Annotated in this window: 15 protein-coding genes and 2 pseudogenes; 9 read left to right on the forward strand and 8 right to left on the reverse strand. The window is 68.1% G+C overall.

Annotation, left to right across the window (positions count from 1 at the left end):
* Positions 1-286: 286 nt before the first annotated feature.
* A complete protein-coding gene (locus DQW85_RS02395; protein ID WP_162794662.1) occupies positions 287-952 on the forward strand; it encodes a hypothetical protein in 666 nt (221 codons plus the stop codon).
* A 693-nt stretch (positions 953-1645) separates the two neighbouring features.
* Here the strand turns inward: DQW85_RS02395 and DQW85_RS02400 are convergent.
* From DQW85_RS02400 to DQW85_RS02415, 5 genes are all read right to left on the reverse strand, one after another.
* Positions 1646-2203 carry a flavin reductase family protein gene (locus tag DQW85_RS02400; RefSeq protein ID WP_240196873.1) on the reverse strand — a complete coding sequence of 186 codons (558 nt, stop codon included), beginning with the start codon at positions 2201-2203 and terminating at the stop codon, positions 1646-1648.
* A 105-nt stretch (positions 2204-2308) separates the two neighbouring features.
* Positions 2309-3559: an acyl-CoA dehydrogenase family protein gene (locus DQW85_RS02405; protein ID WP_113698802.1), complete on the reverse strand. Its 1251-nt coding sequence runs from the start codon at positions 3557-3559 to the stop codon at positions 2309-2311.
* A 23-nt stretch (positions 3560-3582) separates the two neighbouring features.
* The gene (locus tag DQW85_RS02410; RefSeq protein WP_113698834.1) at positions 3583-4515 is read right to left on the reverse strand and encodes a helix-turn-helix domain-containing protein; all 933 of its coding nucleotides are present in this window, start codon (positions 4513-4515) and stop codon (positions 3583-3585) included.
* Between the two features lie 25 nt (positions 4516-4540).
* Positions 4541-4690: a hypothetical protein gene (locus tag DQW85_RS44035; RefSeq protein WP_162794663.1), complete on the reverse strand. Its 150-nt coding sequence runs from the start codon at positions 4688-4690 to the stop codon at positions 4541-4543.
* Positions 4687-5544, reverse strand: a complete 858-nt coding sequence (locus DQW85_RS02415) for a hypothetical protein (protein WP_205314809.1) — start codon at positions 5542-5544, stop codon at positions 4687-4689. The genes DQW85_RS44035 and DQW85_RS02415 overlap by 4 nt, the downstream gene beginning before the upstream one ends.
* Here DQW85_RS02415 and DQW85_RS48060 point away from each other — a divergent pair.
* Both DQW85_RS48060 and DQW85_RS48065 read left to right on the forward strand, forming a co-directional pair.
* A pseudogene (locus DQW85_RS48060) lies at positions 5498-5698 on the forward strand (recombinase family protein); the annotation flags it as partial. The gene DQW85_RS02415 and the pseudogene DQW85_RS48060 overlap by 47 nt on opposite strands.
* A 109-nt stretch (positions 5699-5807) precedes the next feature.
* Positions 5808-6512, forward strand: coding sequence for a serine integrase family protein (locus tag DQW85_RS48065; RefSeq protein ID WP_420819138.1), 705 nt, complete (start codon positions 5808-5810; stop codon positions 6510-6512).
* A 358-nt stretch (positions 6513-6870) separates the two neighbouring features.
* Here the strand turns inward: DQW85_RS48065 and DQW85_RS02430 are convergent, their stop codons facing one another.
* Entirely contained in the window at positions 6871-7809 is a 939-nt protein-coding gene (locus DQW85_RS02430; RefSeq protein WP_113698805.1) for a GlxA family transcriptional regulator, read from the reverse strand.
* Positions 7810-8017: 208 nt separating this feature from the next.
* Between DQW85_RS02430 and DQW85_RS02435 the strand changes: the two genes are divergently transcribed.
* From DQW85_RS02435 to DQW85_RS02445, 3 genes are all read left to right on the forward strand, one after another.
* Complete coding sequence (locus tag DQW85_RS02435) at positions 8018-8707, forward strand: DJ-1/PfpI family protein (protein WP_113698806.1); 690 nt, start codon at positions 8018-8020, stop codon at positions 8705-8707.
* Positions 8708-8800: 93 nt separating this feature from the next.
* On the forward strand, positions 8801-9118 hold the full coding sequence (locus DQW85_RS02440; protein ID WP_113698807.1) for a hypothetical protein: 318 nt from the start codon (positions 8801-8803) through the stop codon (positions 9116-9118).
* A gap of 2 nt (positions 9119-9120) precedes the next feature.
* Complete coding sequence (locus DQW85_RS02445; protein WP_113698808.1) at positions 9121-9651, forward strand: hypothetical protein; 531 nt, start codon at positions 9121-9123, stop codon at positions 9649-9651.
* A 398-nt stretch (positions 9652-10049) separates the two neighbouring features.
* Here DQW85_RS02445 and DQW85_RS02455 read toward each other — a convergent pair whose 3' ends face one another.
* Positions 10050-10991: an alpha/beta hydrolase family protein gene (locus DQW85_RS02455; RefSeq protein ID WP_113698809.1), complete on the reverse strand. Its 942-nt coding sequence runs from the start codon at positions 10989-10991 to the stop codon at positions 10050-10052.
* A 120-nt stretch (positions 10992-11111) separates the two neighbouring features.
* Here DQW85_RS02455 and DQW85_RS02460 point away from each other — a divergent pair, with 120 nt between their 5' ends.
* From DQW85_RS02460 to DQW85_RS48075, 3 genes and pseudogenes are all read left to right on the forward strand, one after another.
* A complete protein-coding gene (locus tag DQW85_RS02460) occupies positions 11112-11702 on the forward strand; it encodes a TetR/AcrR family transcriptional regulator (RefSeq protein ID WP_113698810.1) in 591 nt (196 codons plus the stop codon).
* Positions 11703-12003: 301 nt separating this feature from the next.
* Positions 12004-12114 carry a reverse transcriptase N-terminal domain-containing protein gene (locus tag DQW85_RS48070; protein ID WP_205314811.1) on the forward strand — a complete coding sequence of 37 codons (111 nt, stop codon included), beginning with the start codon at positions 12004-12006 and terminating at the stop codon, positions 12112-12114.
* 77 nt (positions 12115-12191) lie between these two features.
* Positions 12192-12518 (forward strand): annotated as a pseudogene (locus DQW85_RS48075) (reverse transcriptase/maturase family protein); the annotation flags it as partial.
* Between the two features lie 98 nt (positions 12519-12616).
* On the opposite strand, the gene DQW85_RS45565 reads toward DQW85_RS48075, so the two are convergent.
* Positions 12617-13255 (reverse strand): DUF6461 domain-containing protein, encoded by a 639-nt coding sequence (locus DQW85_RS45565; RefSeq protein ID WP_240196874.1) that lies wholly within the window; start codon positions 13253-13255, stop codon positions 12617-12619.
* Positions 13256-13341 lie beyond the last annotated feature (86 nt).

Here is a 13341-nt window from a genome sequence, read left to right on the forward strand (position 1 = left end):
CCGGAGCACGTTGCCAAACGGACGCAGCGTAACTTCCACCCACAGGCACTACAAGATCCAATCTTGTCACATAAGGTGCACATAAAGTGATCAACTGCATCGTCCCCATCGGCTGCGCACGCAGTCGGCTGGACGGTCGCTCTGGCGCTCCTGCTCACCAGCCACTGGAGTTATGGGGTCCGCGGGCTCCGCTGCCTGCTGGCTCGCCAGAGGATCTTGCAGGCAGCGCCTTGCATGGAGGTGTCCCCCAGCGGCCAACGCCGTGGATGTAACGGGACGTGATCTTGTGGGCGATCGACCTCAAGCGCGGCATGGAGCACAGCCCTGGGCATCATGCATCGATCGCCTGGCCACCACCCCGCAGGAGGCAGAGGGCCTGCTGGCCGACGCCGTGGTCATCCTCGACGGACGCGCCGACGACCTCACCAAGCGCGGCGAACGCGTGCGGGAACCATCGCCGGACAGACCTGCCCTGGTAATCGTCATCGACGAGTACGCAGAACTGGCCAGCGAGGCCCCACAGGCCATCGCCGACTCGATCGCCCGACGTAGCCGCGCCCCAGCGGTCAACCTGCTCGCCGCCACCCAACGCCCCTCCAAGGACGCCATGGGCAAGAGCGCGGTCCGCTCCCAGATGGATGTCCGACTGTGTTTCCGCGTCCGCGAACCCCGCGACGGGGACCTCATCCTGGGACAAGGCATGGTCAAGGCCGGATGGCACCCACACAAGCTGGACGCCCCCGGCAAGTTCCTGATCAGCTCCCCGGAACACGACATCCCCCGCCGCGCCCGCACCTACCTTCTCGACGGCGAGGGCGTACAGGCCACCGCCGAACGGCACGCCGAACACCGCCCACCCCTCGACGCGGTGTCCCTGGCCGCGCTCAGACCGGTGATCACCAAGGGTGCCCAGACCATGAACACCATCTTCGGCGACATCCGACACGGGTAGAGAGTCCGACTGAGATGGCTCCCCGATTGGCTCCCATCGACTTCCAGACAGAGGAAAAGGGCCCCGGATCAGCTCCGGAACCCCTTGTCACCTGCATCTTCCTGGTGGGGTGTTCACGAGTGTGGTTGAGCAGCGACGATGACGCCCTGGCGAAGATCGCTTCCCAAGGTGCGCGTGATCGTTTCCCAGCCGAGCGTTCAGGGGTTCAGCGTGCTGCGTCATGCATCACTCCTTTGCTCGTCGGGAGTGGATCTTCGAAAGACTCGCAGAGACGGCATAGGACTCGTTGATCGTCGGTGCCGTGCCGAAGCTCTGAAGGGATCTTGCAGTCTTTGGGGTCAGCGCTCCCATTGCCGCATACAGCGTGGAGTTGTGGCTATGCGTTGAGTGATGACGGTGGTCCGGGACTGCCGCGAGGGAGCGATGGTGACGTGGCTGCTGACGAAGCTGGACCCGGCCGAGGAGTCCGCGCGGCAGCAATGCGCTGAACTGTCCAGGCAGATGGAGGACTACAGGAGCGGTTGGCCGTGGCGCAGCAGCGCCTGGAACGACTGTCCATCGCGCGCGAGCCGGCCATCGACCATGCCTGCCCACCTTTATCCGGAAGGCCCAACGACGGGGATTCGGGCTACCTGTGCAGCCTCAGGAAGACGGGAGCGGACCAGGCAGCCGTTCATCCGGACCGGCTACTCCTCACCCAGAGTCGGCCAGGTCGTCACCAGAGGCCAGTCGCCGTGTAACCGCCGTCGTGGTAGACGAGCGGTCGGCGCCGGGGGGTGTCGCCGTACTGGCGCGCACCGGCTCGGCCAGCACGATGCTGTGGTCCCCAGCCGCCGTCCGTTCGACTACGCGGCATGTCAGCCGAGCGAGTACGCCTTTGATGGATGGTATTCCGTCTTCGTCGGGACTCCAGGTCGAGTCGGCGAATCGGTCGATCCCACTCGTGGCGAAGGTGCGGGCGATGTCCTCCTGGCCGTCGGCGAGAAGGTGTATCGAAAGGTGGCGCGCCCTGGCGACCGCCGGCCAGCTCGACGAGGACCGGTCCAGGCAGAACAGCACCAGCGGCGGGTTCAGCGACACCGAGGTGAACGAGGTCGCGGTGAAGCCGGTCGGCCGCTTCCCGGCCACCGTGACGATGACGACCGTGGATGCTTGGCGGCGCATAAGCTGCCGGAACTTGTCCGGTTCCAGCGGCCGTTCGTCCTCAGGGCTGACCTGACCGCCGCCCTTGCCGCGCTTGGTCCTCCGCACCGTGATCCTCTCGTCATGGTCGCTCGCTGGGCTCGTGGCTGTGCGTCGGTCCCGTTGCGGCGTTGGTCTGGGCACGACCGACCATGAGCCGAGAGCGCGGAGCGGTCAGAGATTGAGGAGCACCGGCGGTTCGGTGCCGAACATGAGACGGCCGTAGTCCTCCGCGACGATGTAGGAGGCGTAGTGGGGATGTCTGGTGCCCACCGCCAGGTCCCGCCAGAAGCGCTGCAGCGGGTTGTCCTGGGTGAAGCCGCTCGCGCCGTGGAGGTCGAGCAGCTTTTCGACGGCGTGACGGCATTCCCGCGCGGCGGAAGCCAGCTCCATGCGCAGCCGTGCCCGTTCCTGCACCGGCAAGGAGACATCGTCCGGGCCGAGCGCGTCGAGGACGTCCGCCACGTTCAGTGCACGCCGCGTAGCCGTGTCGATGAGCTGGACCGCCTCGGTGAACCAGTACCGGCCGAGAGGGGAGTCGGCGAGGCGCTTGTACGTGGTGGCATAGGGCGCCCGTCCGCCGTCGAGCGCGGCCTGCACGACGTTTTGCGCGCCACGTGCCGCTCCCAGCATCGGGGCGAGTGTGGCCAGTACGGCCGTGAACGTCAGGTGCGGCGGTGGCGCCAACCTGGGGGCGTCATCGGTCGCGGGCGTGGGCGGGAATGTCACATGTGCGGCCGGCACGAACACGTCATCGGCGACCAGAGTGTGGCTGCTGGTTCCTGAGAGTCCGGCGGCCAGCCAGGTGCGCTCGACGGTGAGATCGGTCGTGGGCACCACGGCCGAGCAGACCCGGACCAACTGCTCGTCGCCCGGGACCGGGACCATCATCGACGCCCATGTGGCGACCTCGGAGCCGGAGGCCATCCGCCACCGCCCCGAGATACGCAGGCCCCCGGAGACCCGGCGACCTGTGCTCCCGCTCGGCAGAGCCGATGCGCAGACCACCACGTCCGGATCGGCGAAGACCGCGCCGCGGCCCTCCTCGGATGCGAACCTGCTGACCAGCTTCTTGGCGGCGGCCGACAGCGAGGTGACCCACGCCGTAGAGGCACAGCCCTGCCCGAGCTCGGCGGTGACGCGTACCAGCGTCCGCAGATCCACATCGAGGCCACCGGCATCTTGCGGGACGGTCAGCGCGAGGAGCCCGGCCTGCCGGACCGCCGCCATGCTCTCGTCCGTCGGTCGCAGGTCGCGCTCTGTCTGAGCGGCGTTCGCCGCCAGCGTGGGGACGGCTTCACGGGCGCGCCTCAACAGCACGTCCTCTGACTCGGCCGCGCAGCCCTCGAACAGGACGGTATTCATGGAGACAGCCCCCAGGGTGTCGGGATGCGCGATGTCGATCTTCTTGTGGTCGGCCACCATGGGCGGCCGGTGAGAAGTCGTCGTTACGCGGTCTGAATGTCCGGCGACGATGCACGGTTTCGAGCGTTGCGAACGCCGAACCGGGTCGGTTCCGAGCCAGGAAAGTCGTCGATGCCGATGCGCGTTTCCTTCTCGGGTTTCATGGCGTTGACCATGGCGAGGCGCGCGGCGTCGACGGAAGCTGCCTCAGCGCTGAAAACGAGGGCGCGCAGATCGCCGTCGTGGATGGTAAGAATGTCGCAATCGAGGGTGACGTCTCCAGTATCGGGGTGCCGGAGCGTGCCACGGTCATCCTGATATCGGGCGGTACTCTCGCTCTGCCACAGTTTCGCGAACGTGCCGCTTGCCGCCAGGAGATCGGCGACCAGGTCTCCCAGCCATTCATCAGCCGGGTAGCGGCGGGCCGTGTTGCGCAGGTCGGCGACTATCGAGGCTTCGAAACGGGCCTGCCGCTCCGATGTTCTGCTGAGCAGTTCGAAATCACCGGTGAAGGTCCGCCAGACGATGTTCCGGTGGCGTCCGTGCGATGTGATGGCATCGCACTTCATGCTCTCCCATGAGGCATTCCACGCCAGGAGCGTCCACGTAGCGTCGAAAATAGCGACCGGCGTGTCACTGAGCCGGTCGAGCAGCCGCCGGGAGCCGGCTCCAACGTGGCGGGGCACCTGATCAGTTCCTATGGCGGCGTGGCCGGCAAGGACGCACAAATACTCGTATTCCGCCCGGGACAGGCGAAGCGCGCGGGCCAACGAGTTCAGCACGCCGGCGGACGGCCGGCCCCGGCCTTGCTCCAGACGCTTGATGTAGTCCGCCGAGACCCCGGCAAGCTCGGCGAGCTCCTCACGGCGTAGTCCGGGAGCGCGCCGCCGGTCACCGTCGCCAAGGCCGACCGCGGGTGGTGCCGCACGATCGCGCCAACGACGGAGCAAGAAGCCAAGATCATCGCCGTTCGTCACGCCCCCAGTATGCCGGGCCACTGCTCTAGCAGCCTGGCCCAAACAGTCCCACCTGACCCCACATGTCACCAGGCCGTAGCCGGGTGTTCAGCTTCTCGTAGTACTCCGCGCGGCGGGTCTCGAAGTCGTCGGGGAGGTCGTCGTTGGGGTTGCGCCACTTGTCGGCGCCGATCACCCAGATCTCCTTGCAGCGCAGCCGGTCGCGCAGGGCCTGGAAGACGCACGCCTCGTACACGGTGCGCATGACGCGCTGGGCCCCTTGCGGACCACGCCTTGCAGCGGGACGGTCTCGCCGAGCGGCAGGTAGGTGGTGGAGGAGTCCTTGTGCCGCTCGATCAGGGCCAGGGCCTCGATGACGGGCTTGTGCCGGTCGTTGGAGGAGCGGAAGTCGAGCACCTCCAGCAGGTTCACCAGCCCGGCGCGGTAGTGGTTGCTGTAGGAGGACTTGAACACCTCCCGCTTGGAGCGGGCGAAGGCGGCATTGGTCACCTTCATCTCGGCGACCAGGTGGGCGCCGAGCGAGGCCGCTGCGATCGGCCCGAGCAGCCCGGCCTTGCCCCTCACCTTGGTGAACTCTGCGACGAACGCCTCGGTCACCTTCTTCTCCGCCCGCGCGTTGATACGGTGCACGGTGGAATTCAGCAGCCCCACCAGGGTGTCGCTGATCTCCCGCTGGCGCTGGAAGAGCAGGGCGGCGAGCAGGACGTGCCGCACTTCGGGGGCGAAGCGGCGCAGGCGGCTGGGCGAGGACGCCGACGCTCTCGCCCGCCAGGCGCCCACGACCTGTACGCCGATCCCGGTGAACACCTTCTCCGGGATGCCGACGGCACGGACCTGCTTGAGCTTGGAAATCTCCTCCAGCAGCGAGTTGAGGCTGACGTTGCCCGGATGGGCCTTGATGTCCGCGAGCACCGACTCCACGTCGTCTTCGTCGTCCTGCGCGGTCGCGTCCTCCTGGGCGGGACCGTCGCCGGTCAGGCCGGTGGAGCAGCGCGTCCAGGCGGCGGGCGCAGCTCTCCGCCGCGACAAGATCTTTAGCGAGAAGCTCTCCACCCGCCTCGAGGTCCGCCCCGCGTTTGAGAAGGCTCTGGCCACCGCCCGGCAGATCAAGGCCCATGCTCCGCACTGCCGCGTCATCCTGACCGTGTACGAGATGAAGCGGCTCGGCCGCGACGCCGGCGAGCTCACCGCCCTGGCCGACCACCTCACCGCGCACGGCCTGGTCCTGGAAATGCTCGCCGGCCCCCTCGCCGGAATCTACGACCCGGCCGGGCCCGGCCGGGTCCGGCCGCATGCTATTCGCGTTCTTCGCCGCCATGGCCGAGACCGAGCGAGAAGCGAGCCGCGAGGCGACGCGGGAAGGACTGGACGCCGCAGCCCGCAAGGGCAACCACGGTGGCCGTCCCGCCGTCATCAACGACATGATCCACACCGTCCTACGGCGCCGCGCGGCCGGCGAACCCGTCGAAAAGATCCGCAAAGACCTGATCATCCCCACCGGCAAGCGCAAAGGTCACCACCCCTCCCTCGCCAGCATCTACCGCGCCTCGCAGAGCACGAGAAGGCCCAGCGCCACCCCGCCGCTGTCGAACGGGCCCGCGCCGAGTACGCCGCCTTCTACAAAGGGCTCTAACCTCGCTGACCCGCGGATCAGCCGTCAGCACCAACAACCACGACGAAGTCCTTCTACCTCGGCACGGAAAACCGCGTCACTGCAGGTCAGAGGTAGGTTCGTTGGATTCTGCTCCATTGCTACAGGGACCCCGTACCCCGAGGGCAACGGTGTCTACACGGTCCGGGTTCGGTCCCCGGCCGCCGTTCGCCGCCTTCCAGCGGGTCTGAACTCCGCACCCCGCGCTTACCGCGACGCACGCCAGAGCAGGGACAGGCCTCAGACACTGACCTGGATCACGCCGGGCCTCCTTTCGCGTGACCACTCAAAACGTGCGACCTCATGTCGCAACCGAAGCTGTCCCCAGCCCCAAAGTAGGTTTTGATCAACTCCCCGCCTTCCAAAAGGGGGAAGTACGGGGTGACCGATCCGGCGATCGGGATGACCCGGCTGCGGTGGCTGGGCAAGGGGCCGGTGGATGCCTCGCCCGCGGCGGCGAGGGCCGAGATCGCGAAGCTGGAATTCCTGCACGGGATGGACGCTCACACCCCGGGATCTGTCGTTTCGGTGATCTGGCTATCTGTTGGACAAGCTGTCGAAGTTCTGGTCCCGGGGGACATGCGCGGCGGCGGACGGGCCCGGCCAGGAGGCCGGACCCGGCCGCGGCGCGGAAGGCGGTGCACGATACGCGACGCTCCCGTCGTGATGCGAAGGCGGCGCTTCCGGAAGGAAGGCGAGAGGCGTCAGCTGAAGGCACGGCGGTAGGTGTTCGGGCTGACGCCGGTCATGCGTTTGAAGCGGTCACGGAAGGCAGTGGGCGACCCGAAGCCGACCTGGCCGGCGATGCGCTCCACGGAGTGACTCGTGGTCTCCAGGAGGTGCTGGGCCTGGCGGATACGGGCGCGGTGCAGCCACTGGAGCGGGGTGGTGCCGGTCTGCTCGCGGAAGCGGCGGATCAGGGTCCGGGTGCTGGTTCCGGCGTGGGCTGCGATGTCGGCGAGGCTGAGGTCGCCTCCCAGGTTGTTCTGTAGCCAGGTCAGCAGGGGGTCGAGGGTGGAGCCCTGCGGCGTGGGTGCGTAGTCGTGGATGATGAACTGCGCCTGTCCGCCCTCGCGTTCGAGAGGTACGACGGAGAGGCGCGCCGCGTGGGCGGCCACGGCCGATCCGTAGTCGCTGCGGATCATGTGCAGGCACAGGTCCAGGCCCGCGGCGGCACCGGCAGAGGTGAGTATCTGCCCGTTGTCGATGTACAGGACGTCCGGGTCCACCGTGACCGCCGGGTAGGCGGTGGCCAGGAGGCCGGCTGCGATCCAGTGAGTGGTGGCCCGCAGGCCGTCGAGCAGCCCGGTGGCGGCCAGGGGAAAGGTGCCCGAGCAGATGGAGGCGATCCGCGTGCCCTCCTTGGCCGCCGCGCGCAACGCATCCTGGACGGCGGGGGCAAGCGGGGCGGTGGGGGTGACCGTACCGGGCACGATGACCGTGTCCGCGCCCTGGAGCCCCTCAAGGCCCCACGGCGCGCGCAGGGTGAACGTGCCCGTGTCGATCTCCGGCTGTTCGGCGCAGACGCGGATCTGGTAGCCCGGGCGCCCGTCCGGGAGGCGGGCACGGGTGAAGACCTCGATCGGGGTGGACAGGTCGAACGGGATCACCTGGTCCAGGGCGAGAACGGCAACGGTGTGCATGGCGAGAACATATCTGTCCACCGGGCGGGAGAACCCGGTTCCGATCCCTGAAATATGTTGTCCGTCCGAGTTCAGAGCCCTCGTGGCGGCCATGGCAGTATCCCGTTGCAGAGTGTCACTTATGCCACTGGGAGAACAGGGCGACGACCACATACCTTCGAGGCGTCCCCGGCCTGGGCCGGTTCGCCCTCACGCGAAGGAACTCTCCATGCACGTCCAGATTGTCCTGTTCGACGGCTTCGATCCGCTCGACGTCGTCGCCCCCTACGAAGTGTTGTACGCCGGCGGTATCGCCTCCGGGGGCGCGGTGAGCGTGGAACTGGTCTCCGCGGAAGGGGCACGAGAGGTGGTCAGCGGCACCGGGGGCCTGGCGCTACGGGCCACGGCTGCCCTCGACCCCTCGCGCTCGGGTCTGATCGTGGTCCCCGGTGCGTCGGGCCGCGTCGGCGAGCCCGGTGAAGTCCCCGACCAGGATGCGGGCGACGGGGAGTGGCGGCAGGACGAGTTCATCCCCGTCCTGCTGGGCCGGACTCTGAATACCGAGCTGCCCGCGCTGCTGAAGGCGGCCATGGAGAACCCGGAGGTGACGGTCAGCACTGTGTGCGGCGGCTCGCTCGTTCTGGCCATGGCGGGCCTGCTGGAGGGACGCCATGTCACGACGCACCACATGGGCCTGGACATGCTCGACGCCACCGGCGTCCACGTGGTGCGGGCGCGAGTCGTCGACAACGGTGACCTCGTCACCGGCGCGGGCGTCACCTCCGGTCTCGATCTGGGCCTGTACCTGTTGGAGCGCGAGGTGGGGCCGCGTATCGCGCACGCCGTGGAGGAGTTGTTCGCCCATGAGCGCCGCGGCACCGTCTGGCGCGATCAGGGCCCGGTGCCCGCCGGTTTCTGACCGGACGCCGTACGCGCGCGGTCAGGCGCCGCACGCCCTGCTTCTCGTTTCGCCCCCTCTTCGTTCGCACACACCGTAAGGAAGAACAGCAGCGTGTCCGTCGAAGGCATCTGGGACCTGTCCGTCTCCACTCCCATCGGAAGGATCAAGGCCGTGGTCGAGCTCCGGCGCGAGGGCGGGGTCCTGACCGGCGTCGCCCACGGAGCGGGCGAGGAGGTCCCGCTCGTCGCTGTCGTCCTCGACAGCGGCCGGCTGACGTGGCATCAAGCCATCACCAAGCCCCTGCGGCTGAACCTGGCCTTCGACATGACGGTCGACGGCGACACCATGAAGGGGACCTCCAAGGCCGGGCGCCTTCCGGCCTCGAAGGTCACCGGCGAGCGGCGCACGGCTCGAGCGGCGGAACGCTGACCGTGACGAAGTTCTTCCTCTCCCTGCACGTCCTGGCCGCCGTGGTGGCCATCGGCCCGGTGACCGTCGCCGCCAGCATGTTCCCCAAGGCGCTGCGCCGCGCGCACAGCGAACCGGGTGCCCCGGAGCCGCTCACGACCCTGCGGATGCTGCACCGCGTCTGCCGCGTCTACGCGGGCTTCGGCCTCGCGGTGCCCGTCTTCGGGTTCGCCACCGCAAGCAGCCTCGGCGTCCTCGGCAGTGCGTGGCTCATCACCTCGATCGTCCTGACCGCTGTGGCCGCCGGCGTTCTGGCACTGCTGATCCTGCCCATCCAGGAGGAGTCCCTGACCACGGCGGAAGCGTCTGGCACCGGCTCCCCGGTACCGGGCGACGGCGCTCTCGTACGGGAAGCCGGCTCTCCCGAACCGGCCTCCGGCACCGGCTCTCGCGCACCGGGCCGCCTGGCCATGCTCACAGGCGTCTTCAACCTGCTGTGGGCCACGGTCACCATCCTGATGATCATCCGCCCCGGCTCCACAACAGGAGTATGACCGTGCACCTGCGGCCCCTGCGCATTGCGGCGCACACAGAGCTCATCTCACTGGTCGTCATGCTGGCCAACATGGCCACCGCCCACCTCAAACCCATCTCCTCCCTGATGGGTCCCATCCACGGCTGTGCCTACCTGTTCGTCGTGATCGCGACCTGGCGCCTCAAGCAGGCCGCGACCACCGCCAAGACCGTCGCCATCATCCCCGGCATCGGCGGTGTCCTCGCCCTGCGACTGCTGGACCGCTCCAGCCCCACCCGTCCGAATCTCGAAAAGGTCACCCAGGGTGTCGGAATTAGTTCCAATCCCGACACCTGCGCGGCCGGACCTTGGGTGGCGGGTTCTGCCGATAGGAGGCGGACGGGAGCCCGTGCGTCATGCCCGGGCTCCCGTCCGGTCTCACTTGGCCTCGACTCGCCCGACCGCGTCTGCTCCGGTCGTCAGTTCTGCTTGGGCGGTGTCCCAGGCGTTGTCGCCGGGGTACAGCTCGCTGCGCAGGTAGGCCGCGGTGAGCCGGGCCAGGGCGGTGACCGTGACGGGGTTCTCGTCGGTGGTCTCGGCGGCGTCGTAGCCGGCGATCCCGCCCAGCCCGTGCTCGGCGCCGTGCAGGGTGAGGAGGGCCTTGGGCGCGGGGGCGAGGGTGTAGGGGTCGGCGTGCCAGGCCGGGCCCATGTCGGTGAAGTGCGCGGGGTTGTCCTTGTCGCCGGTGACGACGAGCGTGGGCGTCGTCATGGTGGAGAAGTCGATGCTGTGGAAGTCGGCCACCAGGTGGGCGGCGGGCCCGTTGAGGGCGTCGCCGCCCCGGCCGGGCGCGGCCAGTAGCACCCCGGCCTTGATCCGGGGCTCGCGGAGATCGGAGTCGGGGTCGTCGGTGAGCCGGACACCGAGGAGCTGGCTCGCGGAGAAGCCGCCGAGCGAGTGCCCGGCTGCTGCGACCTTGTCGTGGTCGAGCCGGCCGGCGAGTCCCGGCACGGCCTTCTCGATCTCCTCCAGAGCGTCGAGGATGTGCGTCATGTCCTCGGGACGCGACCGCAGGAAGAACGGTCCACCCGGCTCGCCGGCCAGGACGGAGCTCAGCGTCCGGGAGCTGAGGTGGGTCGGCTGGATGACTGCGAACCCCAGCTGCGCCCACAGGTTCGCCAGCGGCGCGTAGCCGTTCAGCGAGGACAGGTTGTTCGACGGCCCATGCCCGTGCGACAGAAGGATCACCGGGAGTCCGGTCCCCGTGTCGGGAACCGACACCCGCAGGTGAAGGTCCACGGGACGGCCGGGAACCGACAGGACGACGGGGCTGTACGACAGCACGGCAGCGGGCCGGTCGAGAGTGGGGGATGTGATCATGATGTGATCCCTTCGGTTGGGCAGGGGGGCTCCGGACGTTCGCTAAACTTAAGCGGAACGCTGTTCCCGTTAATATGCGGAACAACGATCCGTTTTGTCAACTCTGCCGCGAGGAGTCCGATGGCCGGCGAGGAACCCGGCCGGAGGATGGCGGCCCGGAGCAAGCGGTCCGACGCGGTCCGCAACCAGCAGGCGCTGCTCACCGCGGCGGCCGAGGTGTTCACGACCTCGGGCGTCAACGCGCCGATCCGCCAGATCGCCGCGCGGGCGGGCGTCGGCCTGGCCACGATCTACCGCCACTTCCCCACCCGGGCCGACCTCGTCACCGCCGTCTACCACCACCAGATCGAGGCCTGCGCCGACGCCGGCCCCGCCCTCCTGGCCAGCGCCGACACCCCCTTGGCCGCGCTCCGCCAGTGGGTCGATCTGTTCGTCGACTTCCTGGTCACCAAACACGGCCTGGCCGACGCCCTGCAATCCGACAGCGCCAGCTTCGCCACCCTGCACGCCTACTTCCTCGACCGGCTCCTACCCGTCACCGCCCGGCTGCTCGACGCCGCGGTCGAGGCGGGCGAGATCAGACCCGGCACCCAGCCCTACGAGCTGCTGCGGGGAATCGGCAACCTCTGCATCGGCCGAGACGACAACCCCGACTACGACCCGCGCCGACTGATCGACCTGCTCCTGCGCGGACTGCGGTCCGAGGCCTAACCCCGCCTCTACTTTGGAGCTGGGGTCAGCTTCGGTTGCGACATGAGGTCGCACGTTTTGAGTGGTCACGCGAAAGGAGGCCCGGCAATGTCGGGACCGTGATCCAGGTCAGCGTCTGAGGCCTGTCCCTGCTCTGGCGTGCGTCGCGGGTAACCGCGGGGTGCGGAGCCCAGAGGAAAGCCCAAGGGTGCCCGTTCCGTCCGGGAGCCACAGGCAAGGGGAAGGCTGGAAGGGCGAACGACCGTGAATCCTTGCTGATACCTCGTCATGCCCACGCCGCGAGACGGGATGCTGATTACCGTTGCCCTCGGGGTACAGAGGACGCCGGGCCAACACGCTGGTGAGCGTGCGGCAGGTAACGCAGCGCAACGCTGGCCGCAAGACCGCGGGCATCGACCGGAAGTCGCCCTGACTTCTGAGGCCAGGGCCGAGACGGCGGTGCGGGTGCATGCCTCGATCGGTTCCTGCAGACCGCACGCGGTCAAGCGGGTGCACATTCCGAAAGCCAGCAACCCCGCCAAGCTCCGCCCCCTCGGGATACCAGTGGTCATGGACCGGTGCCATCAGGCACGGGTCCGCAACGCGCTGGAACCCGAGTGGGAAGCCCGGTTCGAACCTCGTTCCTATGGGTTCCGGCCGGGTCGGGGCTGCCAGGATGCGATCCAGTCCATCTTCCAGGCGACCAGCCAGAAGCTGGCGAAACGGATGTGGGTACTGGACGCGGACCTGGCGGCGGCGTTCGACCGTATCGATCATGCCCGGCTGCTGGAGTCCATCGGGACGTTCCCCGCCAGGGACATGATCCGGGATTGGCTGGGGCGTTCACGAGTGTGGGTGACCAGCGCCGATGACGCCCTGGCGAAGATCACTTCCCGAGATGCATGTGATCGTTCCCCAGCTGAGCGCTCAAGGGTTCAGCGTGCTGCGTCGGGCATGCGGACCGTTATGTATGGGTGTAGTTGTTCCAGCCACTCGCTGGTCAGCCTTGCTCCTGTGGTCTGGTCGATGACCGCGAGCATGGCGGCTCGCCAGTCGTAGTCCTCGTCGCGTTCCTCGAAGTCGACGAAGAAGTCTGTCATCGCCTGCAGTTCAGGCCATTGGCCGATGCCGGCATGGTGTTCCGGTCTCCCGGGGCCGAACGCGTCGATCGTCAAGACGAGCTCGCCTCCGGCCGCGAAGCTCAGCCGGTTGTGGGCGTTGACGTTCCACCAGGCGCTGTAGGCCCGGGCCCCCTGGCTGAGCCGCCGGAGCACGGCGGGGGTTGATCCGAGGTAGTCGCCCTCCACGAGCATGGCGGCGGATCCGCACCAATCGACGAACACGGGATTGTCGATGTCGTAAGGGAGCCCGAGGGCGTCGGGCAGTGCCGGCTCATGAAGCTGGTGCGGCGCATCCCCGCTGAGCCGGGCGGCGAGCTGGTTCAGGGCGAACGTTTGTCCATTGTCTGCGACCACGACGGTCCAGCACATGGCCATGTCGAGCCATGGCTGGGTGGAGCGGAGTTGCCGGTAGTGCTCGCGCAGGTCGGCAGTCGGCGGCTGTCCGCTGTTCACGCATCGCTCCGTTGCCTGTCGGAACGGATCTTGGAAATCCTCGCAGAGACGGCGTAGGACTGGTTGATCGTCGGTGCCGTTGCTGA

It is taken from the genome of Nonomuraea lactucae (assembly GCF_003313395.1).
Classification (GTDB): domain Bacteria; phylum Actinomycetota; class Actinomycetes; order Streptosporangiales; family Streptosporangiaceae; genus Nonomuraea; species Nonomuraea lactucae.

Excerpts from the sequence above, each read along its gene's own strand:
- DQW85_RS48065 (WP_420819138.1), top strand. The coding sequence starts at position 5,808 with ATGCTATTCGCGTTCTTCGCCGCCATGGCCGAGACCGAGCGAGAAGCG.
- DQW85_RS02455 (WP_113698809.1), bottom strand. The coding sequence starts at position 10,991 with ATGATCACATCCCCCACTCTCGACCGGCCCGCTGCCGTGCTGTCGTAC.
- DQW85_RS02430 (WP_113698805.1), bottom strand. The coding sequence starts at position 7,809 with ATGCACACCGTTGCCGTTCTCGCCCTGGACCAGGTGATCCCGTTCGAC.
- DQW85_RS02435 (WP_113698806.1), top strand. The coding sequence starts at position 8,018 with ATGCACGTCCAGATTGTCCTGTTCGACGGCTTCGATCCGCTCGACGTC.
- DQW85_RS02460 (WP_113698810.1), top strand. The coding sequence starts at position 11,112 with ATGGCCGGCGAGGAACCCGGCCGGAGGATGGCGGCCCGGAGCAAGCGG.
- DQW85_RS02405 (WP_113698802.1), bottom strand. The coding sequence starts at position 3,559 with ATGGTGGCCGACCACAAGAAGATCGACATCGCGCATCCCGACACCCTG.